Annotated in this window: 29 protein-coding genes and 1 pseudogene; 14 read left to right on the forward strand and 16 right to left on the reverse strand. The window is 45.2% G+C overall.

The annotated features are described in order from the left end of the window. Positions 1-149: 149 nt before the first annotated feature. Positions 150-842 carry a DUF2259 domain-containing protein gene (locus QUB77_RS01320; RefSeq protein WP_333169793.1) on the reverse strand — a complete coding sequence of 231 codons (693 nt, stop codon included), beginning with the start codon at positions 840-842 and terminating at the stop codon, positions 150-152. 249 nt (positions 843-1,091) lie between these two features. Here QUB77_RS01320 and QUB77_RS01325 point away from each other — a divergent pair, with 249 nt between their 5' ends. Together QUB77_RS01325 and clpB are read left to right on the forward strand one after the other, a co-directional pair. Next, the gene (locus tag QUB77_RS01325) at positions 1,092-1,247 is read left to right on the forward strand and encodes a hypothetical protein (RefSeq protein ID WP_333169794.1); all 156 of its coding nucleotides are present in this window, start codon (positions 1,092-1,094) and stop codon (positions 1,245-1,247) included. 5 nt (positions 1,248-1,252) lie between these two features. After that, entirely contained in the window at positions 1,253-3,868 is a 2,616-nt protein-coding gene (gene clpB, locus QUB77_RS01330; protein WP_333169795.1) for an ATP-dependent chaperone ClpB, read from the forward strand. 190 nt (positions 3,869-4,058) lie between these two features. On the opposite strand, the pseudogene QUB77_RS01340 reads toward clpB, so the two are convergent. The 3 genes and pseudogenes from QUB77_RS01340 to QUB77_RS01350 form a co-directional block, all read right to left on the reverse strand. After that, positions 4,059-4,194: pseudogene (locus QUB77_RS01340) on the reverse strand (DUF4277 domain-containing protein); the annotation flags it as partial. Between the two features lie 313 nt (positions 4,195-4,507). After that, on the reverse strand, positions 4,508-4,714 hold the full coding sequence (locus QUB77_RS01345; protein ID WP_333169797.1) for a hypothetical protein: 207 nt from the start codon (positions 4,712-4,714) through the stop codon (positions 4,508-4,510). Between the two features lie 138 nt (positions 4,715-4,852). Continuing rightward, the gene (locus tag QUB77_RS01350) at positions 4,853-5,347 is read right to left on the reverse strand and encodes a hypothetical protein (RefSeq protein WP_333169798.1); all 495 of its coding nucleotides are present in this window, start codon (positions 5,345-5,347) and stop codon (positions 4,853-4,855) included. A gap of 250 nt (positions 5,348-5,597) precedes the next feature. Here QUB77_RS01350 and QUB77_RS01355 point away from each other — a divergent pair, with 250 nt between their 5' ends. From QUB77_RS01355 to QUB77_RS01365, 3 genes are all read left to right on the forward strand, one after another. Next, on the forward strand, positions 5,598-5,960 hold the full coding sequence (locus QUB77_RS01355; RefSeq protein ID WP_333169800.1) for a hypothetical protein: 363 nt from the start codon (positions 5,598-5,600) through the stop codon (positions 5,958-5,960). Positions 5,961-6,098: 138 nt separating this feature from the next. After that, positions 6,099-6,314, forward strand: a complete 216-nt coding sequence (locus QUB77_RS01360; RefSeq protein WP_333169802.1) for a hypothetical protein — start codon at positions 6,099-6,101, stop codon at positions 6,312-6,314. 5 nt (positions 6,315-6,319) lie between these two features. After that, the gene (locus QUB77_RS01365) at positions 6,320-6,724 is read left to right on the forward strand and encodes a hypothetical protein (RefSeq protein ID WP_333169804.1); all 405 of its coding nucleotides are present in this window, start codon (positions 6,320-6,322) and stop codon (positions 6,722-6,724) included. 13 nt (positions 6,725-6,737) lie between these two features. Here QUB77_RS01365 and QUB77_RS01370 read toward each other — a convergent pair whose 3' ends face one another. Together QUB77_RS01370 and ilvA are read right to left on the reverse strand one after the other, a co-directional pair. Then, positions 6,738-6,986, reverse strand: a complete 249-nt coding sequence (locus QUB77_RS01370) for a hypothetical protein (RefSeq protein WP_333169806.1) — start codon at positions 6,984-6,986, stop codon at positions 6,738-6,740. An 87-nt stretch (positions 6,987-7,073) separates the two neighbouring features. Further along, positions 7,074-8,606, reverse strand: a complete 1,533-nt coding sequence (gene ilvA, locus QUB77_RS01375; RefSeq protein WP_333169949.1) for a threonine ammonia-lyase, biosynthetic — start codon at positions 8,604-8,606, stop codon at positions 7,074-7,076. A gap of 238 nt (positions 8,607-8,844) precedes the next feature. Here ilvA and QUB77_RS01380 point away from each other — a divergent pair, with 238 nt between their 5' ends. Next, on the forward strand, positions 8,845-9,399 hold the full coding sequence (locus QUB77_RS01380) for a GNAT family N-acetyltransferase (RefSeq protein WP_333169807.1): 555 nt from the start codon (positions 8,845-8,847) through the stop codon (positions 9,397-9,399). A gap of 91 nt (positions 9,400-9,490) precedes the next feature. On the opposite strand, the gene QUB77_RS01385 is transcribed toward QUB77_RS01380, so the two are convergent. From QUB77_RS01385 to QUB77_RS01410, 6 genes are all read right to left on the reverse strand, one after another. Further along, positions 9,491-10,060, reverse strand: coding sequence for a hypothetical protein (locus QUB77_RS01385; RefSeq protein WP_333169809.1), 570 nt, complete (start codon positions 10,058-10,060; stop codon positions 9,491-9,493). Between the two features lie 188 nt (positions 10,061-10,248). After that, positions 10,249-11,106 (reverse strand): bifunctional class I SAM-dependent methyltransferase/HIT family protein, encoded by an 858-nt coding sequence (locus tag QUB77_RS01390; RefSeq protein ID WP_333169811.1) that lies wholly within the window; start codon positions 11,104-11,106, stop codon positions 10,249-10,251. A 21-nt stretch (positions 11,107-11,127) separates the two neighbouring features. Further along, positions 11,128-11,733, reverse strand: a complete 606-nt coding sequence (locus tag QUB77_RS01395) for a hypothetical protein (protein ID WP_333169812.1) — start codon at positions 11,731-11,733, stop codon at positions 11,128-11,130. Positions 11,734-11,764: 31 nt separating this feature from the next. Beyond that, positions 11,765-13,363 (reverse strand): Hsp70 family protein, encoded by a 1,599-nt coding sequence (locus tag QUB77_RS01400; protein ID WP_333169814.1) that lies wholly within the window; start codon positions 13,361-13,363, stop codon positions 11,765-11,767. 110 nt (positions 13,364-13,473) lie between these two features. After that, positions 13,474-14,256 carry an XRE family transcriptional regulator gene (locus tag QUB77_RS01405; RefSeq protein ID WP_333169816.1) on the reverse strand — a complete coding sequence of 261 codons (783 nt, stop codon included), beginning with the start codon at positions 14,254-14,256 and terminating at the stop codon, positions 13,474-13,476. An 11-nt stretch (positions 14,257-14,267) separates the two neighbouring features. Beyond that, positions 14,268-14,480, reverse strand: a complete 213-nt coding sequence (locus QUB77_RS01410; RefSeq protein WP_333169818.1) for a DUF2997 domain-containing protein — start codon at positions 14,478-14,480, stop codon at positions 14,268-14,270. Positions 14,481-14,562: 82 nt separating this feature from the next. On the opposite strand from QUB77_RS01410, the gene QUB77_RS01415 reads away from it, so the two are divergent. Beyond that, the gene (locus QUB77_RS01415; protein ID WP_333169819.1) at positions 14,563-15,585 is read left to right on the forward strand and encodes a low specificity L-threonine aldolase; all 1,023 of its coding nucleotides are present in this window, start codon (positions 14,563-14,565) and stop codon (positions 15,583-15,585) included. 200 nt (positions 15,586-15,785) lie between these two features. Here QUB77_RS01415 and QUB77_RS01420 read toward each other — a convergent pair whose 3' ends face one another. Beyond that, complete coding sequence (locus tag QUB77_RS01420) at positions 15,786-16,184, reverse strand: DUF4112 domain-containing protein (protein WP_190737102.1); 399 nt, start codon at positions 16,182-16,184, stop codon at positions 15,786-15,788. A gap of 71 nt (positions 16,185-16,255) precedes the next feature. Beyond that, positions 16,256-16,594 carry a helix-turn-helix domain-containing protein gene (locus QUB77_RS01425; RefSeq protein WP_333042695.1) on the reverse strand — a complete coding sequence of 113 codons (339 nt, stop codon included), beginning with the start codon at positions 16,592-16,594 and terminating at the stop codon, positions 16,256-16,258. Positions 16,595-16,710: 116 nt separating this feature from the next. Here QUB77_RS01425 and QUB77_RS01430 point away from each other — a divergent pair, with 116 nt between their 5' ends. Both QUB77_RS01430 and QUB77_RS01435 read left to right on the forward strand, forming a co-directional pair. Further along, positions 16,711-17,409 (forward strand): pirin family protein, encoded by a 699-nt coding sequence (locus tag QUB77_RS01430; RefSeq protein ID WP_333169822.1) that lies wholly within the window; start codon positions 16,711-16,713, stop codon positions 17,407-17,409. Between the two features lie 240 nt (positions 17,410-17,649). Further along, entirely contained in the window at positions 17,650-17,856 is a 207-nt protein-coding gene (locus QUB77_RS01435; protein ID WP_333169823.1) for a hypothetical protein, read from the forward strand. Positions 17,857-18,018: 162 nt separating this feature from the next. Here the strand turns inward: QUB77_RS01435 and QUB77_RS01440 are convergent, their stop codons facing one another. Then, the gene (locus QUB77_RS01440) at positions 18,019-19,242 is read right to left on the reverse strand and encodes an RNA-guided endonuclease TnpB family protein (protein ID WP_333169826.1); all 1,224 of its coding nucleotides are present in this window, start codon (positions 19,240-19,242) and stop codon (positions 18,019-18,021) included. A 164-nt stretch (positions 19,243-19,406) separates the two neighbouring features. Between QUB77_RS01440 and QUB77_RS01445 the strand changes: the two genes are divergently transcribed. Further along, a complete protein-coding gene (locus QUB77_RS01445; RefSeq protein WP_333169828.1) occupies positions 19,407-21,050 on the forward strand; it encodes a trypsin-like peptidase domain-containing protein in 1,644 nt (547 codons plus the stop codon). Between the two features lie 112 nt (positions 21,051-21,162). Beyond that, the gene (locus tag QUB77_RS01450; RefSeq protein ID WP_333169830.1) at positions 21,163-21,810 is read left to right on the forward strand and encodes a Uma2 family endonuclease; all 648 of its coding nucleotides are present in this window, start codon (positions 21,163-21,165) and stop codon (positions 21,808-21,810) included. Between the two features lie 73 nt (positions 21,811-21,883). Here the strand turns inward: QUB77_RS01450 and QUB77_RS01455 are convergent, their stop codons facing one another. After that, positions 21,884-22,081: a helix-turn-helix transcriptional regulator gene (locus tag QUB77_RS01455; RefSeq protein ID WP_332970604.1), complete on the reverse strand. Its 198-nt coding sequence runs from the start codon at positions 22,079-22,081 to the stop codon at positions 21,884-21,886. 154 nt (positions 22,082-22,235) lie between these two features. On the opposite strand from QUB77_RS01455, the gene QUB77_RS01460 reads away from it, so the two are divergent. The 3 genes from QUB77_RS01460 to QUB77_RS31630 form a co-directional block, all read left to right on the forward strand. Further along, positions 22,236-22,463, forward strand: coding sequence for a hypothetical protein (locus QUB77_RS01460; RefSeq protein ID WP_333169832.1), 228 nt, complete (start codon positions 22,236-22,238; stop codon positions 22,461-22,463). A 323-nt stretch (positions 22,464-22,786) separates the two neighbouring features. Then, the gene (locus QUB77_RS01465) at positions 22,787-24,112 is read left to right on the forward strand and encodes a transposase (RefSeq protein WP_333169834.1); all 1,326 of its coding nucleotides are present in this window, start codon (positions 22,787-22,789) and stop codon (positions 24,110-24,112) included. A 182-nt stretch (positions 24,113-24,294) separates the two neighbouring features. Next, the coding region (locus QUB77_RS31630) for an ATP-binding cassette domain-containing protein (RefSeq protein WP_445251703.1) at positions 24,295-26,061 on the forward strand (1,767 nt) is incomplete at its 3' end.

The following is a 26,061-nucleotide window of genomic DNA, read 5'->3' on the forward strand; positions in this document are numbered from 1 at the left end:
TGCAGGAGTCGTAAATTTTTACCCCACCCCAGCCCTCCCCTGACTAAGGGGAGGGAGTAAGAAATTCACAAATGATGCGAGGATTGCTATATCGGGGTTCTGCGTAAGTTTTGATAATTCCCAGGTTTTGACCTGGGAATATAGCAAGCCTACAGAACAAAGCCTTGTACAACAGTAGTTTTCAAGACTCCCTCAAAAGTGCGTTCTGTCTTGTCCACCAGGACAACAACACTGCGCCCGTTCGGAGACAAACGAACTTCTCGGATTGAATAAGAGAACACCCAATCTTGAAAATTGTTCAGCGATCCGAGGACACGCTGCCGACCGTTATGATTAATTACAAGACGCATTGCGGCGCTTTCTTTGCCAGGGGGAGTAGTTTTTTGCCGCTGTTCCAGGCGAATTTGTAAAGGCTTTGCGGTATTGACTTTGACGGCGACTGTCTCGCTTCCATTGGCTCCGGGAGTACGAGAAATAATGTTCAGTTTAGTTCCAGCTTGAGGAGGAGTTAACTTCAATGTTTGCCTGTTATTCCAACTTTTTTTAAGCAAGTCATCTTCTGCGATTTTAGTGCTTTTATTGGAGTCTGGCTCGCCATATGTAGTTTGGATACACCCATTTTTGATGCAGGAATTTGCAGCAACTTGGACAATTTGCAATTTTGCTTTGGGAATTCCCGCTCCTGTATCTCTGGAACTTTCTAGATACAAGTAGTAATTGCTGTCGGCGGAAAAACCAGACATCCGGTGTGCGGCACGCCAGGTATTTGCCAAAGCTTCAGGGGCTACTGCGATCGCGGCACTTGCTATAATACCTAACGAAATTAAAGGTAAAATTTTCATAGCTATATTTTCCAGGTGTGAGAGTTATAGCGGCTGTTATTGATGAGTAAAACAATAACGCTTTGGGTTTAGCTATAGGACTGTGACGCTTCTCAAGTCCTCTCTCCTATTTACATGAGTGTTTCTCCATTTTCCGCAGCAGGAGACTGTTTAAGAATATGCCGTTTTTTCAAGCGGCACTAGAAAGCATTTTTAATGTGAGAGTGGCTTTTATCCAAGAGTGCAACTTTTAGGGGCGACAGTTTGCTTTTGGCTGCCAGAGACTGCGACAAAGGACGGAAATACCTATCTACAGATAGGGGAACACCGATCCGATCGCCCTCCGCAACTCCCTACAATGACAATTGTACGGGCGATCGAGCAATTGCCTCTACAGCAGTCATCATTTTCTATTCAGGGAATTAAAATTTATGCAACCGAATAATCCAAACCAATTTACAGAAAAAGCCTGGGAAGCCCTCGCGCGCACCCCCGAAATCGTCAAAGCAGGTCAGCAGCAGCAGCTAGAAAGCGAACACTTGATGAAAGCTTTGCTGGAACAAGAATCGGGACTGGCTAGCAGCTTGTTTAACAAAGCTGGAGTTTCTGTAGCAAAATTGCGCGATCGCACTGATGAGTTTATCAGTCGTCAGCCCAAAATCACTGGAAGCGGCGGCAACGTTTATCTAGGTCGTTCTCTCGACACTTTGCTCGATCGCGCCGAAACTTATCGCAAAGAGTACGGCGATGAATTTATTTCGATCGAGCATTTGATACTAGGTTACGTTAAGGACGATCGTTTTGGCAGAAATCTACTACAAGAATTTAAACTAGATGAAGCCAAGCTCAAAGATATCATTACCCAAGTTCGGGGGAAGAACAAAGTGACCGATCAAAATCCCGAAGGCAAATACGAAGCGCTGGAAAAATACGGCCGAGATTTGACAGAAGCAGCGCGTCAAGGCAAACTCGATCCGGTAATCGGACGGGATGACGAAATCCGCCGCACGATTCAAATTTTGAGCCGTCGCACCAAAAATAATCCGGTATTGATTGGGGAACCGGGAGTCGGCAAAACTGCGATCGCCGAAGGACTCGCCCAGCGAATTATCACCGGAGATGTGCCACAATCTCTCAAAGACAGACAATTAATTAGCCTAGATATGGGCGCGTTAATTGCAGGTGCAAAATTCCGGGGAGAATTTGAAGAACGCTTGAAAGCGGTGCTCAAAGAAGTTACCGACAGCAACGGCAAAGTCATCTTATTTATCGATGAAATTCACACCGTTGTCGGTGCCGGCGCCACTCAAGGATCGATGGATGCTGGCAACTTACTTAAACCGATGTTAGCGAGGGGAGAATTGCGCTGTATCGGCGCTACAACTCTCGACGAATTCCGCAAGTACCTCGAAAAAGATGCGGCACTAGAACGCCGTTTTCAACAAGTTTATGTTGACCAACCGACAGTTGAAGATACTGTCTCGATTTTGCGGGGCTTGAAAGAACGGTACGAAGTTCACCACGGCGTTAAAATTTCTGACAGCGCCCTAGTGGCCGCGGCTACTTTGTCTACTCGATATATTAGCGATCGCTTCCTTCCAGACAAAGCCATTGACTTAGTGGACGAAGCAGCCGCTAAACTCAAAATGGAGATTACCTCCAAGCCGGAAGAACTAGACGAAATCGATCGCAGGATTTTGCAGCTAGAAATGGAAAGACTGTCGCTGCAAAAAGAAAGTAACTCTGCTTCGATCGAACGTTTGGAAAGACTGGAAAAAGACTTAGCCAACCTCAAGGAACAGCAAAACGGTTTGAATGCCCAGTGGCAATCGGAAAAAGGTGTCATCGGCAGCATTCAAAAGATTAAAGAACAGATTGATAAGGTGAATATTGAAATTCAGCAAGCTGAATTAAAATATGACCTGAACCGCGCTGCTGAGTTGAAATACGGCACGTTAACTCAGTTGCAAAAACAACTGCAAGAAGCGGAAACTCAACTGACAGCAACTCAAACCACAGGTCAAACTCTGCTGCGGGAAGAAGTTACAGAAGGTGACATTGCGGAGATTATTTCCAAGTGGACGGGAATTCCGATCAGCAAGTTGGTTGAATCGGAAATGCAGAAACTTCTGCACTTGGAAGATGAACTGCACAAGCGGGTAATCGGACAGGATGAAGCGGTGACGGCGGTTGCAGATGCAATTCAGCGATCGCGCGCAGGTTTAGCCGATCCCAATCGTCCGGTTGCGAGTTTTATCTTCCTCGGCCCCACGGGTGTTGGTAAAACTGAGTTAGCTAAAGCATTAGCGTCTTATCTGTTCGACACGGAAGAGGCGATCGTGCGAATTGATATGTCGGAATACATGGAGAAACACGCGGTTTCGCGGTTAATTGGTGCGCCTCCGGGATACGTCGGCTACGACGAAGGCGGACAATTAACTGAGGCTGTGCGCCGCCGTCCTTACTCCGTGATTCTATTCGATGAAATTGAGAAAGCGCACCCGGATGTATTCAACATCATGCTGCAAATTCTGGATGACGGCCGCGTTACCGATGCTCAAGGTCACACGGTAGACTTTAAGAATTCTGTGATTATTATGACATCGAATGTTGGCTCTCAATACATCTTAGATGTGGCGGGAGATAACGAACAAATGCGGAGTCGGGTGATGGAAGCGATGCGCGGAACTTTCCGCCCCGAATTCTTGAACCGGATTGATGAGATGATTATCTTCCACGGTTTGAGTAAGACGGAACTGCGGCAGATTGTGCTGTTGCAAGTTAAGCGCTTGGAAAAACGGTTAGCCGATCGCAAAATGTCTCTGAAATTGTCGGAATCTGCGATCGACTTCTTAGCAGAAATAGGTTACGATCCGGTTTACGGTGCGCGGCCTTTGAAGCGGGGAATTCAACGCGAGTTGGAAACGCAAATGGCTAAGGGTATTTTGCGGGGAGATTTTGCTGACGGCGATACCATTTTTGTGGATATCGAGAATGAAAGGTTGGCGTTTAAGCGGCTGCCGGCACAGTTAGTGACTGCCAAATAATTTGAGTAAGGTGGGCTGCGGCCCACCTTATTTTTTTGAGGGGCGATGGTTCTTTTTTTGACCGCAGATGTAGGCGGATGGACGCGGATGGACGCGGATGGGATGGCGGGCGATCGCTTGTGGCTTTGATGGCGATTTTTGTGAAGAGTTTTGTGGTTCCTACTTGATAATATTGGTCGAGTGCTCTTCCGAATCTATCGTCGTCTAGATGTTCAGGTAGTATTCCCTTTCCTATTAGATAGGATGTTGATTTTTTTACAAAAAATTGCTCGAATATGTATAATGGCGCTTAAAAATCCTAGTCCATTTAAAATCATTGCTTTCATGACTTGTCCTGGGCTGAGAATTTCTTGGGTTGTTATTCCTACTATGAAAGTTGACTTCTTCTACTAATTCCATCTTGTCTATTATGCTTGCTACTATTCCTAGATGGTCTAAATTTACGACTTTTATGGGTTCTTTGGGCTCATTCATGGTTTTTTCCTCTTTGACCCGCGATGAGTTCATTTTAACTCAAAAAGCCTGAAGTGATTGGCCAGCAATCACTTCAGGCTTAAATTTTTCAAATTTATAACCATCAATTCTGTTTAAAGACCTGCGGAATGTGGGAGAAAACAATATCTCCTTTTTTTAGCTTCACTAAATTGGCTCTCCATCTTCAAGGGTGTAAATATCAGGTTCGTCGTCAAGGAATTGAAATGCTCTTCCGCTTTGGGCTAACTGGGTTATTTCCACAGTAGAAGGATAGGGGATGTTATTAAATAGTTTTGCTTTTATTAGCAATTGCTCCTCTTCTGAGAGTGTCTGGATGATTTGTACTAAGGATTCAATGAGTTTTGTATTCATAGCTTAAAAAATCTGGGGATATTTTATTTTATTCAACAAGGCAACCTCCAATCATTGTAACAAAACAACTAAGAGCGTGAATCGAAGCTATCCCGCAGGGAATCGCCCGATCCAGTAAAATTCGGAGATAGCACAGATTTACTCCTCGAAGTCCACCTGCTTAACCTGCTCTAAAGGTATATCTAGCGCTTCTGCAATTTGCTCGTCGCTCAAACCAAAGTGCCGTAATTTATCTATTGTTTCAATCTTAGTTTGATTTTTGCTTTTCTGCTGCAAGTCGGCAGTTTCCGGCTGACTTATATCTGGGGTAGGAGTAGAGGGAGTAGAACAATTATTGACGTAGCTAATTCTGTTATTTTGAAATGTATTATTCTTGCCAAGAGTTATATTCTGATTTATCTGTCTTTCTATAACGGATTCAAGATTACTTTTTTTCACTTGTTCGCCAAACACTTCAGATAACATTTGTAAAAGCTCGTGACTAGCCTTTTTAACGTGCTGGGAGCTATAACCATAAGTTTCTGCAACCTCCGCATATCTTTGACGATTCAGTATTCCCGAAATAATTTTTCGCTGCAAGTTATTTAGACGTTTACCTGTGTTGGTATAGACAGCTTCATCGACAAATTGCAATATCTGAGGACTGTCCATAGGTGGGATGGTGAGAGAATTTTAGTTACTATAGCAAACTTTTTCCAACTTTTTCCAACTTTTTGCACCTTGGATCTCAATTTTTGGAAGTTCCAACTTTTTCCAACTTTTTCTGCTGTTGAGTTTGACTAGAGCGGTCTATCATAGAAAAAAATAAACCTAAGCTTGAATTTGCAAAGCTCAAAAGCTTTTTGAGGTAATTTAAACCCAAAAAAGGTTATTAGTTATCATTATGGCAGCATCCAACAAAAGACAAGCGAGAGAACAAGCACGCTCGGCTATCAATAAATGGGCTTTGGGATTTGCAAGTGTGGCTTGGATTCCAGGTTCTCATTATCTAATGACTGGAGGCGATGTAACAATGGTTATCCAAGTCGGGTCAATTTTTGATGTTGATATGGATAAAACTCAAGCTGGGGCAGTATTTGCTACAATTGCGGCTCCACTCATTGGCAGTAAACTTGCACACTCAGTCCTTGATTTTGTTCCTGTTTTCGGATGGGCAGCAAAATCAGTGGTAGCTGGTGGAGTTACAAAAGCTGTTGGTGAAGCACTCATTGCGTACTTTAATGATTGCTCAAATCTTGCCGAATAAAACACTACGGAATATCATACCACAGCGCGATCGCAACTAAGATACGATCGCGCCTATCTTTGTAAAACTCCCCTGGAAGTTGCAATTACTACGTTAACCTGCTACCCTTAACATAGACGCATCGTAGGAAAACAACTGATGACACTAACAGAATTACTCCCTACAATTAGACAACTGTCTGCGATCGAGAAACGAGAGTTAATCCGCATTCTAATGGCGGAAGAAGATATCATTGAGGATATTTCCCCTTTGGAACCTTACAAGATTTACTACCTACCAACACCCTACGATACTTTTGGTGCTGGTGCAGCTTTGATGCAGGCAATGAATCTGGCTAATCACAACGAAAACTGAGTATTATGCGATTTCAATACTCTACCAATGACCCCTCTCAAGATGAGTTTGATAGCCTACCCCGCATTCCCTTGATTCTGCACCACAATAACCAGGGAGTCGAAGTTGTTGGGTTAGTAGATAGCGGTGCAACCGTGAATGTATTGCCTTACCAAATAGGAATTCAGCTTGGCTTAGTTTGGGATGATAGCAAAGCCATCATTCGACTGGCTGGTAACGTTGGTAATCAACCAGCGATGCCAGTATTTTTCATGGCTGAAATAGGGGAGTTGGCTCCGGTAAGATTAGTATTTGCTTGGGCAAAAAGTGACAGCGTATCATTGATTCTGGGACAGACAAATTTCTTCTTAGAATTTGACGTTCACTTTTATCGTTCTAGGCTTGAGTTCGATATTGAGCTGAAGCGTTAATCTCCACCAGAATTCATGTACCCAGCGCATCCCATAAATCTGACATGGGCTCATCAAAATCCTCGGCAATTACCAACGGCATCCCGCGCAGAGGATAATGCTTTTGCGCTGTCAATCCAGCACTCGAAATCTCAGCTAAATCGATCGCCCGAAAACCCTCCGATTTCGACAAGCGCGTCTGACGCAAAAAACTCAATAGCACCTCAAGTACATCATCTGAGGCTTGCTCAATCTCGCTGATTAGTTCTTCCCGGAGTGTCATACTCTGGCATTTTCCTTGCTAGACTTCTTTACCGATTGTATCGACGAAAGGCGATCATTTTGGACGATCGCCCTTTCCCAAAAACCCCTACCTCAAAAACAACTTATACGCCGGATTCTGACTCTCATCCCCATACTGATAGCCCAGCGTATCCAAAAAAGCCTGCCATTCCTGCATCTCATCCGGCGGCACCTGAATTCCCACCACAATTCGCCCGTAATCAGCCCCGTTATTTCGATAGTGAAAAACGCTAATATTCCAGTTAGGGCTCATCGAACCGACAAACTTCATCAACGCACCCGGACGTTCAGGAAATTCAAAGCGATAAAACAATTCATGATCGGCAAGCATCGAACGCCCGCCCACCATATGCCGCACGTGCAATTTCGTTAATTCATCATCAGTTAAATCCAAAGTCTTGAAGCCACAATCTTCAAAACTTGCCGCTATCTTCACCGCATCGGCACGGTTTTGAATTTGTACACCGATAAAAATATGTGCCTCTTTCTCATCCGCAATTCGATAGCTAAATTCAGTTAAATTGCGTTTCCCTAGACATTCGCAAAACCTGCGGAGACTTCCCGGTTGTTCGGGAATTGTGACTGCGAAAATGGCTTCGCGGCGTTCGCCAAACTCGGCTCTTTCTGCTACAAAACGCAGCCGATCGAAATTCATGTTCGCGCCACAAGCAACAGCAATTAATGTTTGTCCTGCGATTTGTTCCCGTTCCACGTAAGCTTTCGCACCTGCGATCGCCAAAGCGCCAGCAGGTTCTAAGATCGATCGCGTATCTTCAAAAACATCCTTAATCGCCGCGCAAACATCATCCGTATGCACCAAAATAATCTCATCCACATACTCCTGACACAACCGAAAAGTTTCCTCCCCCACTTCCCGCACAGCAACGCCATCAGCAAATAAACCCACCTGCGACAAACGCACCCGTTTACCCGCTTTCAGCGATTGATTCATTGCATCAGAATCCACCGGTTCGACGCCAATAATTTTAATTTCCGGCCGCAACCGCTTGACATAGGCCGCAATTCCCGAAATCAATCCACCGCCACCAATTGCCACAAAAATCGCGTGAATTGGTTTTTGATGTTGCCGCAGAATTTCCATGCCGATCGTACCCTGTCCAGCAATCACGTAGGGGTCATCAAAAGGGTGAATAAAAGTCATACCTTTTTGGGCCTCTAATTGACGCGCAAAAGCGTAAGCATCATCGTAAGCATCCCCATGCAAGACTACCTCTCCACCACGGGCTATCACCGCATTTACCTTTACCTGCGGCGTCGTTACGGGCATGACTATGATCGCGCGAGTTCCCAGGTGGCGGGCGGCGAGGGCGACTCCTTGGGCGTGATTGCCGGCGGAAGCTGCAATGACACCTTGTGCTAGCAAATCCGGCGACAGTTGCGCCATTTTGTTGTACGCCCCCCGCAGCTTGAAGGAAAATACCGACTGCATATCCTCTCGCTTCAGCAAAAGTTTATTGTTGAGCCGTGCTGATAGATTCGGGGCGGATTCTAGGGCTGTTTCTTGAGCAACATCGTAGACGCGGGCGGTGAGGATTTGTACCAGGTAATCGCAAAGCATGGGGTTAGCAGGTTGGTTGATGCCGGATGGTGGGATAATTGTACGGCACTTGTGTTAGTATTTTGCGGCGAATTGTCGATCGGGCGATTCCCTGCGGGATAGCTTCGCTTCACGCAAATTTTCAATAATAACTTTTCGCTTTGGGAACATAAAGAGCCTGAAGGCTATGAATAATATTTCGTTTTTGCCGCTTACCCCGGTTATAAAATCCCGTTGATGAGCGTATTAGTCCGTAATCCTTGATTTAGTATGTAAATTCATGAACGTACAAATTACAGATTTGCGTGCGGTTGACGAACCAAAAATTCAACAGGTAGCTAGATTAATAGTTGAAGGTTTTAAAGAGCATTGGCCCGATGCTTGGCCCGATCTAAATTCTGCTTTGCAAGAAGTGCAAGAATCTTTGGAACCGGATCGCATCAGTCGAATTGCTGTCGGCGACAACAATCAAGTTTTGGGATGGATTGGCGGGATTAAACAGTATGACGGTAATGTTTGGGAACTGCACCCGCTGGTAGTGAGAACAGAATTTCGCGGACAAGGAATTGGTCGATCGCTCGTAGCTGATTTAGCAGCAGAAGCTAAAAACCGGGGAGGGCTCGTGCTGTGGGTAGGTACCGACGACGAAGACAATCAAACAACTCTTTCAGGCATCAATCTTTATCCTAACGTTTGGGAACACGTCGCCAAAATTAGAAATTTGCGCGGTCATCCCTACGAATTTTATCAAAAAATGGGTTTTGCGATCGTGGGAGTGATGCCCGACGCGAACGGAATTGGCAAGCCAGATATTTTCATGGCAAAGCGGTTGTAAAGTTTAAGGTAGGTTCTAAATTTACTGACTGGTGGCTTGCCAATCCAACACTTAGCAAAAGTAGTTGTTGAAAGTTTCCCAGAAAATCGGTCTAGTCTGGACGTGCGAACCCCGTTCGAGGGTCGCTAATAAACAAACCCAGAACTAACGAATCCATCACCGTATCCCAGACAGGAGTCAAACGTTCAGCATCATCAACCCAGTAATCAAAAGTAATCAAACACTGAACATTAGAACCCAACCCAATACAAATTCGCGAATAAGCTTCCCGCTGTTCTGGAGGGTCGATAAACTTAAATTCAGTCCAAACAATGCGAGCAGTTTGCCGCTTCAGTTGGATAATGTCCCCAGGAGCGATCGGATTTCGCGTATCCTCTTCAACCAGCTTCTGTAATAGCGGCACCAGCGGAAAATCTGCCCAATTATTAGGTGGTAGCAAATTAAACGAAACCTCCAAACGACAATCATCATCCGGCGGCTTTTTATCCGTAAACCGGAACGAGTTAGTATCCGGTTCAAAATGCCAATCTTCCGGGACATCAAAGCGGACTGCACCTCTTCCTGCTACAAAAATTCGAGTTCCAGGCTTTGACTTCCAATTGTGGTCTTCTTTGAGTTCTAGAGTTTCCTTGAGCCATTCTTGCTTTTTGCGCTTAGACATAAACAGAACACCAAATTGCTGCTAATGTGTAGTTTTAGACCTTGCGAACACATTTTAACTCTATTTTCCTCGCCGTTTGCTCAAATATAACAATCCTTACAAAAATTATGAATTCCTCTCTTCTCTATTCCTCTGTGTTCTCTGCGCCTCTGCGGTAAAAAATAATTCCTTTCACAATTGGCTAACTTTTATTTTTCACTCTTCGGAATCACATACCTAATTCCACCTTTATTCCCAGTCGCATCGCCCTTGTAACGGGGGATAACATGAATAGCCGCGTGACTGCGACTTTGACCAGCCTGTTTATTAATATTGATTCCCACATTAAAACCGTCTGGCTGAAACTCTTTACTTAACATTTCTTGTACCTTATTAGCCATAAACCAGCAAGCCGATTGCTCTCGAAATGGCAGTTCAAAATAATTAGCAACGTGACGCTTAGGGATGATTAAAACATGACCCTTGCTGGCGGGATAACCGTCAAACATCGCATAAGCTGTTGCTGATTCAGTTAGCAAAATTAGGTTTTTATACGGATTGCAGAATATGCAGTTATTAGTAGAATTTCGTTGATGGTTGTAATGCACGTATTTGTAAATTTCGCAAGACTCATCTAGGTGAACTGCCTTAAATGGAAGTTTGACAATGCACTGATATGTAGGTTTTTTGTGGACATAATGTTCGCGAAAGCCTTCTTTTTTAATATCCCTTCTCACCGCAAAATACGCATTCCCTCCCGGTTTCAACAGGTGCGACACTTCCATCAGAACATTAGCTTGTTCTTCAGGAAACAAAACATTCAAAACATAAAAGCAAATGATTGTGTCGAATTTATCTTCGGGGAATTCCGGGAAATAATAAGGGTCATAACCCGTAATATCGAAGCCTTTTTGCTGCAACAATTTCACATCGCTGCCCCAGCCGCACCCAAAATCTAAGATTTTCCCTTGCAGCAAGTTTTTATCCAATAAAAATCTGGCTGGAAATGACAGGTAAATTCTTTCGATGGCCGTCAGGTGGCTGAATTTATTTTGTTGCTTTTTCATGGCGGCATAAATTTGATTAAATTAACTTTTGCGTAAAGGTTTTGCGATAATTCCGAGAATTTTGTCAACTTCCTTGATATAGTAGTCGGTCAAATCGATAAAGACTGTTTGATTTACTAATTTAAGAAATTTCCAAGCATTCCCCGTAGTAACGCAGCCGTAAATCGCCTCAATCTCATCATTTTGCTGCTGGTTAAATAGCTGGGCTCCCAGCATTTCAGCGATGCACTGTCCGAGTCCGCTTTTAATGTTTTCGTTTTTCGCTTCTACTAAAGTGATAACTGGTGTGCGAATTTCATACAAATCGCTGGAGGCGGTGAGGATATAGTCGCAATAGCCATTAAGTCCGCTTTTGGCATCGGCGTTAAATTCTGTACCGGAAAAAAAGCCGATTTGGAAGTTTAAGATGCGTCGCACTTCTAGTAAGATGGGTGCAATAATTAATTCCGATCGCGCTTTTTCCGTATTAATCGCGGTGGCAAGGGGGATGTATTCTGTTAAAGTTGTTTTGAGATAGTCACTAGGTACGATCGCCTCTACATCAGCAAACAACACGGTTTTTTCATCAACGGTGAGGTTAAAAGCCGATCGCACTTTTGAAATCGTAGTAAAATCGCTGTATGCCATTTGTGAAATCCTTCTGTATTCTATTGTATCATTATTGCAGTTTGGCGATCGCCCCTTTTTCCACCAACACCTTACCAGTCACCAAATCCCGCACCGTAGCCAACAAAACCCGCCTCTCATCCACCTCAAAACTCACCGAAACCCTGTCAATTCCCAATACCCCAGGCGGGTTCAAATGCGCCACACAAACCTGCTGGTGATGGCTTTCCAGAGACCGAAACTCCGTTTTTTTGTTGAGAAAACTGCTCGTCATTTGCCCTTTTTCGTTAAAAATAACCTCCGCTTGCGATACCTCCGCAACTTCCCCAATATCTAACCGAATTTCCCTTTGCCCTTCAATTGCCACTTGCAGCGTCAACTCTTCGGAACTTTGACAGGGATACTTCATTTCCTTGCTAAATATCGGCGAATAATCATAAGCTTTAGCATAAGGTTCCCAGAGGCGAATTGCATAGCTGTGCCGCAAATAATCGTCAACACAGACCAATTGTGTCAACCCTAAAGCACCGTGTACCACTGCTTCAAAAGGTTTATTTCTTTGGACTTTTTGTCGCCCAAAATACGAAACCACTAAATTAGATACAGCCGGAATTAAAGAAGTTCCTCCTACCAGCAAAACCTGTTCGATATCTGCTTTGCCGATACCTTTTCCTAGTGCAATACTCAGCACTTCATCTAAAGTTTCCCGCAACTGTTCTAACAACTGCCTAGATTCCAGAATTTCCTCAAGCTTGTCTCGGTTTAGCTGCAAGTCGTAAGACATAAAATTTTCATCGTCGAACCAGCTTTCCTTCGCCTCATTAACTTGAGAAAGTTGAATTTTTAATTTTTCCGCTATTTCTAATAAGTTTTGCCAGCCAACTGGGCCGACTTCTGCCCGCGACGAACCAATTTGCCGCAAATAATCTTCCACAATCCAGATATCAATATCTTCGCCGCCTACATAAGCATCAGATTTTGCCAACACTTCGGCACGCATTAAATTTGGACTTTGAGATTTGCTATTTTTGACTGAGGAAGGTGGGGCAGTGCGAACTAAACTTAAATCTAAAGTTCCGCCGCCAAAATCCACTACTAAAACTAAAGAGCCGGGGCGTTGTACTGCATATCCCAGGGCGGCGGCTGTGGATTCATCTATTACCTGAACTTCCGCAACTCCCAAACTTTCTCCTAAGTCGCGAAACCAATCTAGATATCGCTCAAATGCTCCAACTGGGACTGTAAAAATTACTTTGTCTGGCTGTATATTTTGTATATACAACTGTTTCCAAATAGTTTTGATAAACTGTTCGGCTACTGATTCTGACGTGTAGGTTTCGCCATCAAGATTGCGGGGTGGGGGCTGAAAGTCGGCGGCTAAATTGCGTTTAAAAGCTTTAAAAAAACGGTCTGGCTGGGCTTGCCCCAAACGCTGCGATCGCACTTTTTCTCCCAATATTAACTCTCCCGCATTTTTTACAAAAACTAAAGTCGGCACTACAGAGATTTCTCGAACATCTCCGCTCAAACTATTAGTTTGGAAAATCCGGGAGATGTCGCCCAATCTCAAAGTTTCTGGTGTTTTCGTATCCGGGTTAAGAATGCAAACAACCGTATTGCTGGTGCCGAAGTCAATGGCAACTGTAGTCATGTCAATTTTAGATTTTAGATTAAGTTTTTTATGTCGCTGGAACGATGCAGTTAACTTGAGATTCCTCGACGCATCTACTATAATTGTAGGGTGCGCAGTGCGCACCTTACTTAATTTTTCATTCCCGCTGGAAGGGTACGACTAACTTTAGCAGGAGTAAGAATTCGCTCTCCCTCGCGATATCCGACAAACCGAATATAAACTAATTCTCCTTCGGTTATATCCTCAACATCCGGCTGGTGCAACTGCGGATTGTAAGCAGTTTGTTCCCACGCAGAACCAATCATTTCAAAATCCCAAGTTGACAAAAGATTTTCTAAGGGAGTAAACAAAGCTGAGAGATTTTTGGCGGGCATATCCGGCTTGGCTTCTGCCATTTTGCGGGCGGCGGGATAGTTGGTTAACAAAGTTTGCAACTGTTCAAAGGTAGCGCGGCGAAAATCGGCAGTTAGTTGAGCTTTTTGCTGCTGCAATTCTTCTCGCAGCCGGAAACACTGCTGCCTCAATTCTTCTATTTCGCTGGGATCAGTTGTGATTGTAGCGGATATGGGCAGTGCGAGCAAAGTGCGATCGAACTCTTGGAAATTCAAATTCAGCACTGTTGCCAGCCGTCTCAGTTGGTCTAGCGTGAGTTTTCCCACGTCTCCCTGCCGCACTAAGCGCACTCCAAAGCGACTTAAGCCTGCTTTTTCGCCTAAGTCTTGCCAATCGAGAATGTCTAGCTGATTCATGCGTTCCCGCAGAATTTTATCGTACTTAAACTCGATCGCATCTCCCGCCTCAGATGCAGCATAAAGGTAGACTAAAATGAGAAAAATGCCCCCGACAGCCAGCGCGAAGCTGAAGGCAGGCACTGTTGTTACATCAACTGTTGCACCGAGGATCTCAAACATCTTTAACTCTTCTAAACTTGTTTTAAAGTCTGCGTTTGTTCAACGGTCAAATTTTCTTCGCCTTCGTAGTATTCTGGCAGCAAGTCTTGAGATTCTATTTTTCCGAGGGCTTTTTCAATTCCAGCGGTGGTTTCAGTGCAACTCGAACCAGTGGCATTGAGGACGGTTTCGGTAATTTTGCCGTCTTTGCCGATGCGGTATTCTATTTGGCGGTATTCTGCCATAATTCTGCCTCTTGGTTTAATGCTTGAGTGTTGACTGCTGAGGATTGAGTTATATTATAGATTCTATTTACCAATTATTCTAATGAATTTTTGTAGCGACAATGCAACCGGGGTTTCGCCGGAGATTATGGCTGCGATTGCAGCAGCTAATTGCGGTGCTGTGATGTCTTACGGAGATGATGAATATACGCAGCGTTTGCAAGTTAAATTTTCGGATTTGTTCGAGACATCGGTGACTGTTTTTCCTGTAGCAACAGGTTCGGCTGCTAATGCTCTGGCCCTGGCGGTTGTTACTCCTCCTTACGGGGCTGTTTACTGTCACGCCGACTCTCATATTAATCGGGATGAATGCGGCGCCCCAGAGTTTTTTACAGGCGGTGCAAAGTTAGTGACACTAACAGGAAATCATGGTAAAATAGAGGCAGAGACTTTAGGAAAAATACTCGATCGCGCTGGTGCAGGTGTCGTCCACCACGTACAGCCCGCAGCCGTCAGCATCACTCAAGCAACGGAAGCCGGGACAGTCTACAATCCAGCGGAAATTTCCCACATTTCGGAAGTGGTGCGCGCTCACAATTTGCACCTGCACATGGATGGAGCTCGCTTTGCCAATGCTGTTGTCAGTTTGGGCTGTTCTCCGGCTGATGTCACTTGGCGCGCCGGTGTGGATATTCTCTCGTTTGGAGCGACAAAAAACGGCGCGATGGGTGCGGAAGCTGTGGTTTTTTTTAATCGAGAATTAGCAAAGACTTTCCCTTTTTACCGCAAGCGCAGCGGGCATCTTTTCTCGAAAATGCGGTTTTTGTCGGCGCAGTTGGAAGCGTATATAACTGATGATTTGTGGCTTAAAAATGCGGCTCATGCCAATAGTATGGCAGCCAAATTAGCCCAAGGTTTGGCGGAAGTTGAGGGAGCGAAGTTTTGCCATCGGGTTGAAGCCAACGAGATTTTTATTCAACTTCCCGAATCTGTAATTACATCGGTTTTAGCTGAGGGTTTTCTGTTTTATCGGTGGGATGAATGTACTGTTAGACTGGTAACGGCTTTTAATACTAGAGAAGAAGATGTTATTGCTTTGGTGGAAGCGGCTAAACGACATCAGTGATTATTTCGTAAGGGCGAGTTTTACGAATAATATCGGACGAGTACCAACAATCTAGATAAACCCGCCCCCCACAACAGATAACCCACATCAACATTAAATTTGAATCGAATGCGGAAAATCTACATTCTGATTTTTCGTTTAATGGGGGCGAGCTTGAGAGATTGTTGGTTATTTACAATTATTGTTTGTGAAATTCGTACCTACAATTTAATAGATTGAGGAACAGGTTCGGCAACTGCGGCTAGTTCTGGTTCAGCTTCTTCGAGGTGTGCTTCTAAAAGCGCCAGATTTCTCATGTTTGATTTATAAAAAGCATCGAAGATATCTCCGACTAAAGGTACTGAACCAACGACGGCTTCTAGACCGATATTGTAAATCATTTTCCCTAGAGTTTTTTGGGGAATGTTGAATCGAGTTGCTAAATAAATTAGGTAGGCGGAAAACGCGGTATCTACGATATCCCCAGCACCCGGAACTAAACCGATAATGGGGTCTAAGCCGATGCGAAATTTAGTGCCGGGGATGCCAATGGCGGTATCCATCAGGCGGCTGAGTTTGCGGATGCGGTTGAGGGTGGCGAGACGCTCTATGTTGTTCATATTATTATTCTTGAACTAGGTTGAAAATTTGAAATCTGTCGGAAGACGGAAAAAAAACATCTACAAACCGCTCATTTTCCATCTTCGCTAATATGCTGAATTCCCCATTCGTGCATGGCATTAATAATCGGTTTGAGACTTTCGCCCAAAGGCGTTAGCGAATATTCAACTTTTGGCGGCACTTGCAGGTAAATTTCCCGGTGCACGATCGCGTCTGACTCCATTTCCCGCAGTTGCTGCGTCAGCATCTTCTGAGTAATGCCATTGACAGCTCGTTGCAGCTCGTTAAAACGCTTCACTCCTTGAAACAACTCCCGCAGAATCAAGACTTTCCAGCGCCCGCCAATCACCTCTAGAGTGCGTTCTACAGGGCAATTTGCTCGATCGACCTTTGCTTCTTGGACTTGCATAGTATCTTTTTGGTAAGTACCGCACTTTTAAGTGCGTACTATCCATAATAGCTTGACTCGGTTTAAAATAAAAACATCAAAGAAATACCCGATAAATTTCACTGAGGATTCAGAAAATGATTACCGTCAGAAAAAGTGAAGCAAGAGGACACGCAAATCACGGTTGGCTCGACAGTTACCACACATTTTCTTTTGCCGGCTATTACGATCCAAATTATATGAATTTTCGATCTTTGCGGGTAATTAATGAGGATTTCGTTAGCCCTGGCAGAGGTTTCGGCACTCACGGGCACAGCGACATGGAAATCATTACTTATGTATTAGAAGGAGCATTAGAACATAAGGACAGTTTGGGTACTGGTGCAGTGATTAAACCCGGTGAAGTACAGCGGATGAGTGCAGGTACGGGGATCAAGCACAGCGAGTTCAATAACTCGCAAACAGACCCGGTTCATTTGCTGCAAATCTGGCTGTTACCTGATACACAGGGTTTGGCTCCGAGTTACGAACAGCGGGAGTTTCCCCTAGCAGAAAGGCACGGAAAACTGCGTTTAGTGGCGGCACGAGATGCGAGAGATGGTGCTGTGAAAGTGCATCAAGATGTGGATTTGTATGCGGCTGTTTTGGATAAAGACTCGCGGGTTTCTCATGCTTTGCAGCCGAATCGCCACGCTTGGGTGCAAGTTGCTCGCGGCTCGGTTTTGCTCAACGGTTTGCCTTTGAAAAATGGCGACGCTGCGGCGGTTAGCGGTGAGTCTGAATTGGCGATTGAAGCTACGGCCGATGCTGAATTTTTGCTGTTTGATTTAGCATAAATTTCCGCACCCTACTTAGTGGGTAAGGTGCGCATTGCGCACCCTACTTAGTTATGGTTAGTGATGAGTAGTAAGGTGCGCATTGCGCACCCTACTTAGTTATGGTTAGTGATGAGTAAGGTGCGCATTGCGCACCCTACTTAGTATGGGTTACTTCTTAGGAAATAAGTAAATAGGAGGAAGAAAGTAATTTTTATTTCTGCTATTTTTACTAAGGCTAAGTGTTTAGGATAAATTTTTATGGAACACAACGTGATCGCCAGAAAGCATCTTGTTTGGAGCCTCCTCACTGGTTTAGCAGTAGGCGCGATCGCAGGCGCACCCCTCGGCTGGATGGCTAATGGGGAATTTTCCGAGCAGCGTATGGCTAAATTTATCGTTTGCCAACAAAAAAATAGAGATAAGCCAGTTGCTATGGTTGAGTCTATTTGTGGTTCCCAATTCTAAATTTTTCTGCTAGCCAGAGGGCTGTGTCAAATATTGTGAGGCTTGTGCGAATGTCGAAAGTTCGATCGTCGCGCAGGCATTTTGGCGTTGTCAACCGTCAAGATGCCACAAACCGGAAAAGTTATGCGTCAGTTGATATGTGGGTATGGTGAACTACCCACACTAAATCGAAACGATTATAGTGTGGGCTTCTAACATCACAGAGGAATGCCTCAGAACAGACTTGCGTCCAATCTTTGGTCTTACTTCCCCTCCGTTAGCAAAAACGGCTGTTCCATCCGTCTGTACTATCCTGATGCCTTCCGCTCTAATGTTTATTGCGGCGTTACCATCACGGTCATGACGAGTACCGCAATTAGGACAAGTCCACTCCCTAACATCAAGCGGTAACTTATCAATCTGGTAATAGCAATTAGAGCAGAGCTTGGAGCTGGGGAACCAGCGGTCAATCTCAACCAACTTGCCACCTTTTTTTTCTAGCTTGTAAGCTAGGAAATTGATAAAGATTCCCCATCCCACATCAGATATGGCTTTAGCTAAATTGTGATTGCGTACCATGCCTTTGACATTAAGATTCTCTACTACGACAACTTGGTTTTCGTTGACGAGCTTTCGTGAAAGCTTATGTAGAAAATCCTGACGGGATTTACTTACCCGTTCGTACACTTTAGCTACAGTCTTTTTGGCTTTGTTCCTTGAATTACTTCCTTTCTGTTTTTTAGCTAGCTTTTGTTGCTTGCGTTTGAGGTTTTTCTCGTGTTTGGCGAGATGCTTAGGGTTATCATACTTAGAGACTTTGCAGCCATTGCTCGTAATAGCAAAATGAGTCAATCCCAAGTCAATCCCAATTACTTTTCCTTCCGTTGAAACAGTCGGATTGTCGCCTTCACTCTCCGTCAATATTGAGGCAAAGTATTTCCCAGAAGGATTTAAACTAACCGTAACGGTTTTGATTGTTCCTTCTATGTTCCTGTGCAACTTGGCTTTAACTTTGCCGACCTTGCCAGGAAACTGAACAAACCCGTCAAGTACCTTGACATTTTGAGGATATTGAATCGATTGCTTACCATGCTTTGACTTGTAGCGCGGGAACCTAGCACCACCTGCAAAAAAGTTTTTATAGGCGGTTGTGAGGTTGAGCGTTGCTGCTTGCAAAACTTGGCTATAGCATTCAGACAACCAAAGTGTTTCTTCGGCTTTCTTGAGTTTTGGTAAAAAGGCATTGAGTGCTGACTGACCAAGGCTTTTACCCGTTTCTTTGTAAGTCTCAATTGACTTGTTTAGAGCATAGTTCCACCACCATCTGGCACAGCCAAAGTGCTGAGACAGTATGGCTTGTTGCTCTAATGTTGGATAAAGTCGAACCTTGATAGCAGTATGCAGCATCTCATTGCCTCCTTACTGTATTATACACATTCCAGTAAAACAGCTACAAAGATAAAGATTTGGAGATTTCCGTACCTACAATCTCCCTGCCTTTCATCCCGCCGCTAAACTGGGTACAGTTATAGCGGGGGACAACAGGAGCGAGGAGTTAAATTGACACAATCATGAACTACAGCAGAACAATTCCGGCTATTTTGAGTGCTACGATCGCCCTGAGTTCGATCGCCCTCATCCCACTGACATCACCTCAAATTTCCCTCGCATTAACCGCCGACAAAGTTAAAACCGTTGCCCAACAAATTACTGTTCGCATCCAGGGGACAAAAGGCGGTTCTGGAGTAATTTTAGAAAAACAGGGCAGCACATACTATATTCTCACAAACTGGCACGTTGTCGATAAAGCAGGCGATTACGAGGTCGTAACTCCCGACGGCAAAGCTCACTCTGTATACTATAGCCTCGTGCGGCGAGTGCCAGGGATGGATTTAGCCGTCGTGCCCTTCAGCAGCACTCAAAGCTACCCCCTGGCTAAATTAGCCAATTCTGCAGCAACTAAGGGAAACAAGGCTTATGTAGCCGGCTGGCCGATATCCGGCGGTTCTCTGAGACAGCCGATTTTCATCGCCACGGAAGGTCAGCTTACCGGCCGCCAAACTCCTTGGAACGGCTATACTTTGGTATACAACAACTTAGTGAGAGCGGGCATGAGTGGGGGCCCGGTACTCGACGATGCAGGGCGAGTTGTCGCAATTAACGGCATTGTTAGGTTAGAGGAAAACTCCGATAAAATCGTGGCTGCGGGAATAGAAATCAATACTTTCATGAAATGGCGATCGACTATTTCGCTGCCAGTCGTTCCCCAATCTCCTACTGCCGGGAACCCAAAAACTCCGGCGAATAATGCGCCCCGCACGCCCGCAAGTGCGATCGCCTTTGCTGCCACAAATACCCTCAAAGGGCCTTCGGAAGTTGTCAGTTCCCTTGCCCTAGCTCCAGCTTATTTTACTACAGGAAATAGCAACGGCACAATCTCAGTTTGGAATTTTCCCAGCGGGCAATTAAAAACTACCCTGCAAGGTCACACGGAAGCAGTAAACGCATTGGCCGCGAGTGCGGATGGCAAGGTGTTAGCTAGCGGCAGCGACGACAAAACTGTGAAAATTTGGAATTTAGAAACTGGCGCGGTTTTACGCACTTTGAGCGGGCATTCCAATGCAGTTTCGAGCGTTGCTGTTAGTCCTGATGGTCAATTTGTAGCCAGTGGCAGTTGGGACAAAACGATTAAGATTTGGAACCCGAAAACGGGGAAATTACTGCGGACTTTGACCGGGCATTCTGGGTTGGTGAATGCTGTTGCAATTAGTCCCGACAACAAAACTTTAGCTAGCGGCAGCAAAGACGGTTCAATTAGGTTCTGGAATTTAGCTAGCGGTCAAGCAATTCGCACGATTGGCGGCAAAAACTTGTCTGTTTTGTCACTAGCTTTTACTGCCGACGGCAAGAGTTTAGCGGCGGGAAATAGCAACGGTACAATCGGTTTGTGGAATGTTGGAAACGGGCAGTTAATTCGGCGTTTAAGCGGGCATACCGATGGAGTTTGGTCTGTGGCATTCAGTCGGGATGGCACTACGCTGGTTACTGGGAGTTGGGATAAGAGTATCAGACTTTGGGATGTGCGATCGGGCGAATTGAGAGGTAATTTGAGCGGTCATGCTGGCTACGTTAGCGCTGTGGCGATTAGCGCGGATGGGAAGACTATTGTTAGTGCTGGTTGGTTGGGGGAAATTAAGATTTGGAAAAGGAGTTGAGATTTTTTTATTTAACCGCAGAGGGCGCAGAGGGCGCAGAGGAGGAGAAGAGAGAACAGGGTTTGCATTTGATTGAGTGGTGTTATACGATCGAGATATTTGGGATAAAAAAATGAGTGGACTAAAGACTAAATTGCCTACAGACACCTGGGTAGTAGCAACCTGGGAAGAGTTCATAGCGATGGCAGATGACCCTGCTTACAGTAAAGCCAAATGCTACTATCGCAACGGACAAATGAGGATTGAAACTATGTCAGTAGGGCCAGACCATTCACGAGATAATGCGATCGCACTTTTCGCAATTAACTTATTTTGTACTATCAAAGGTATTTCTCTTAACGGATTGGATAACTGTAGCTACCGGAAAACAGGAGTGCGAGAGTGTCAACCGGATGTATCTTACTATATTGGAGAAAGAGCGCAATTAGCACCGAGGGGAAGTTCGATCGCAAGTCTTGACGTTACCCCACCGCCAGATTTGGTCATAGAAGTTGCTGACTCAACTTTGGCTGATGATATTGGTGAAAAACGGTTGCTTTACGAAGAGTTAAAAGTCGCTGAATATTGGGTAGTAGACGTGCATAAATCTCAAATTATTGCTTTTGCGATTATTGCTGATAATGGCAGTCGGCGGCTTGTGCGATCGGAAGTTTTGCCGGGATTAACTATTGCTTTGTTGGCAGAGGCTTTGCGGCGGAGTCGCACTGAAGATCAAGCGCAGGTAGGTGCTTGGTTGTTAGCTCAATTTCAGCAGCAGTAATCCAAATAGAAAGCGATCGCCCTCTCTGCAAAAAAGCGCGATTGTCCGACCTACTTTATCTTAACTCCCGAAACTACACGACTAAATCTTCGATCGAGAACTTCAATAAGTCGCACAGGGCTTTCATCTGTGCTGGGTATAGCTTGGGGACGTGTCTGTCGGTTTCCCAGTTGATGACTGTCGATTCCACCACATTACACGCTCTTGCCACTTGTATTCGAGTCAAACCTAGACTTTCACGTCTTTCTCTTAGCTTTTGCCCCAGCGTCATTATCTGTCCCGTACTTAGTTCAGTTGATTCTATTTATTCAGTTGACTATATGTAGTTCGTGCCATAACCTAGAGATAGACACAAAGTCTAACAAAGGTCAAAAGCCAGTCCGCGCCCTAGACAAGCATTGAACTGGCTTTGGCTCCAACACTGAATGGAGACAAACTTAATTATGCCCTACAAACAGCGCCTTAACAGGTGGTTGGTTGTTCGCCTGCTTCCCAATATGCAGCGAATCACTGTGGCCCACTTTTTCAGGCATTCCGATGCTGACGGCTATCTGCGGATCGTCTGGCAGTTAATCCCCAAGGCTCAATTTGTGATTGTTTTTAATGCCGATATCAACCTAGAAACAGCGCCTAACAACATCGAAGGCAGCTAGTTGAGGGTTTGGTTAGGCACAGAACCTACTGGTAGGGTGCGTCGGTTGGTAGCGATTCGATGTACATCGGCTAATCATTTCCCCGCGCCGCACCCTACTACCTAGCATTTTGCTTCAACTAGACAGCAGGAGTGCCGCGCTCTACCGCAGGGCGTGAGCGTCGGAAGGAATGCGCGTGAGTGAAGAGATCCACCCCTGACCAAAACCGACAATCTTTAGATGTTGGAAGGGAAGGGGTGGTCGAAGAACGAACAGATTCCTGATCCTGCCCGTTGTTTTTACTATCTTCACGAGATACAATAATACCAAAGTTCGTGAAAATAATGTCCCAAGTAATCACCGCCAAGCTAAAACTAAAACTGACTGCCGAGCAAAAAGCTTTGGTGTCTCAGACTGCTTTAGCCTACCGAGATGCCTTGAATTACACTTCACAAGTTGCTTTTGATGCAGGCAAAACCAGCAATGGTGCTAAGTTACAGAAAGCGGTCTACAACGAATTGCGGGTTCGATTTGGGCTGGGAGCGCAAATGGCTTGCAATGTACCCAGACAAGTGTCTGGAACCTATAAGACTCTGTGGACTAAGGTAAAACAATCTAACGATGCTATTGCTAAAGGCTACACGAAGAGACGGTATAAAGGGCTAGACAAAGCCCCCAAATATATATCTCGAACTTGTACCCTAAATTATCAACGTGACTACTCTTTTAAAGCCGAGAGGCAAGTGAGTATCATCACTCTCCAAGGTCGAATAGTGGTCTCGTATGATGGTTACAATAAGCATTTAGATTTAATTGCTAATGGTGCCAGGATTGGAGCGGCTAAAATTGTCTATCAGCGTTCCTCCAAGATCTACTATCTGATGGTAAGTATCGAAATAGAAACGCCTAAGAGTGACCCACTGAAAATAACTAGAGTCTCTGGTGTTGACGTGGGTATGCGCTACTTAGCGGTGGAAATAGACTTGCAAAATAAGGCTAAATTCTACTCAGGGAAGAATGCTAGACATAAAGCTAACCGCTACCATAAAGCACGGATGACTCTTCAGCGTAAAGACACTCGTTCAGCGAAGCGAAGACTAATCGCTTTGTCTGGGAAAGAAAGACGGTTTATCGCTGATGTCAACCACCTGATCAGTAAGGATATTGCCAAACCTAACACCCTAATTGGACTAGAAAACCTCACCGGAATACGGGACAGGACTAGGAGGAAATCGGGCAGGAAGGCAAGCAAAAAGAGACGTAGAGCTAATCGAAATAAAGCTAAATGGTCTTATGCCGAATTGCACGGGTATATCGACTACAAAGCCAATCTAAATGGTTCGTTAGCAACTAAAGTTCCGGCTCATGACACATCGAAAAGTTGTCCTAAATGTGGACATAGTTCGGATGCTAATAGACCAAACAAAGGACTATTGTTTCGATGCGAATGTTGTAGTCATGAGTTACACGCTGATTTGGTGGGTGCGCGAAATATTGCAATGAGAGCGTTGCTTGTCCGGCAAGACTGGATGAGCACGGGGAGCTTGTCAGCATCCCCTGATGTATCGAGCGGTGAAACCAAAGCCCAAATCCTACAAAGGTTTTCGGAATTGCGGTGGAGTTCAGATACAAGCCCACATCATAGCGGTACTCCGCTTGATGCTGGGTAGTTGACAGTCCGATCGACCCTTATGATAGATTTGGTTCTTGCCAGACTACACTGGAAGACAAAATCAAATTAAAAATTTCGCCATAAATTCGATCGACGCGCTGTGCTGGGGGGACTCTGCACTCGGCGGAGTCAATCTAAAATCTAAAATCTAAAATCTAAAATCCACATGACTTCTGACAAATGATTGAAGTAGAACACTTAAGCAAAACTTACGGTTCGACCGCAGCGATCGCGGACGTGTCTTTTTCGGTCGAATCAGGAGAAATTCTCGGTTTTTTGGGGCCTAACGGCGCGGGCAAAACCACAACCATGCGGATTTTGTCGGGATATTTGCCGGCATCCAGCGGTACGGCCCGCATCGCCGGCATGGATGTTCACGAAAACTCGATGGCCGTCAGACAGCGCATCGGCTATCTGCCGGAAAACCCGCCACTGTATCCAGAAATGACTGTGGAAGGGTTTCTGTTTTTTGTCGCCCGGATCAAGCAAGTACCTGCGGGCGATCGCGCGCGACGAGTTACCTCCGCGATCGAACGCTGCGGCCTGGTTGATAAACGCAAAGTTTTAATCCGCAAGCTTTCTAAAGGATTTCGGCAGCGCGTCGGTATCGCCCAGGCGATCGTCCACGATCCGCCGGTCATTATCTTAGACGAACCAACCGTCGGCCTCGACCCCCGACAAATCATCGAAGTCCGCAATTTAATCAAAAGTCTTGGCGGCCAGCACACAATCATCCTTTCCACGCACATTCTGCCGGAAGTCAGCATGACTTGCAACCGCGTTACCATCATCAATCGCGGAAAAATCGTCGCTGCGGGTAGTCCCGAAAATTTGATGGGAGAGTTGGCCGCCGGAGAGGGCTACGAACTCGAAGTTGAAGGCGAAGGGGATTTGGTAAACAGTCTGCTGTTGCCTTCTTTGGGAAACTTGCGGGGAGTTCGATCGGTGGAATTGATTCCAAGCAATCAATTTTTAGTGGGTCGCTACCGCCTGCGGGCATTGTGCGAACCGGACATAGAACCCGGACGAGAAATTGCCACAGCTATCCTCGCCTCTGGATTCGGACTCTGCGAAATGCGCCGCAATCGGGCTAGTTTGGAAGATGTGTTTTTAAGGTTGACAGCGGCTGAAAAGAAACCGGAAAATCTGGTGCACAGCGAACCGGAGGTCGATCGAAATCTGCAAGAAGCGGCAGAAACTCAAGAGTCGATCGCGGATTCTCATCAATCCGAATCGCAACCGATTGTCGAAAATCTGCAAGTTTCAGATAGGCAAGAGTCTCTCTATGATTCTCATTCAGCATCGGAACCAGTTGCAGAAACCGTAGAGTTGATAGAACATCCTCAACCAGAATCAGAACCAGTTACAGAAACCGTAGAGTTGAGAGAACATCCTCAACCAGAATCAGAACCAGTTGCAGAAACCGTAGAGTTGAGAGAACATCCTCAACCAGAATTAGAACCAGTTGCAGAAACCGTAGAGTTAAGAGAACATCCTCAACCAGAATTAGAACCAGTTGCAGAAACCGTAGAGTTGATAGAACATCCTCAACCAGAATTAGAACCAGTTGCAGAAACCGTAGATTTGAGTGGAGGGAAGCATCTCAGTTTGGGTGTCACAGGAACCCGATCATCTTACTCGCTACAGATATCTAAACAAGCAAGCAGAATGCTCACTTTTGTAAAAAATCTTTTTTCCAAAAGTGAAAGACTCCCGATAGAACCTTCTCCACCAAAACCGATTGTCGAAAATGTAGAAGTTTCAGAAACCGTAGAGTCGATCGAGCATTCTCAACCAGAATCCGAACCAGTTGTAGAAACACAAGAGTCGAGCGACTATTCTCAACCAGAACCGATAGTCGAAAATCTGCAAGTTTCAGAAACCGTAGAGTCGATCGAGCATTCTCAACCAGAATCCGAACCAGTTGTAGAAACACAAGAGTCGAGC

It is taken from the genome of Microcoleus sp. AT9b-C3 (genome assembly GCF_036705485.1).
Lineage (GTDB): Bacteria > Cyanobacteriota > Cyanobacteriia > Cyanobacteriales > Microcoleaceae > Microcoleus.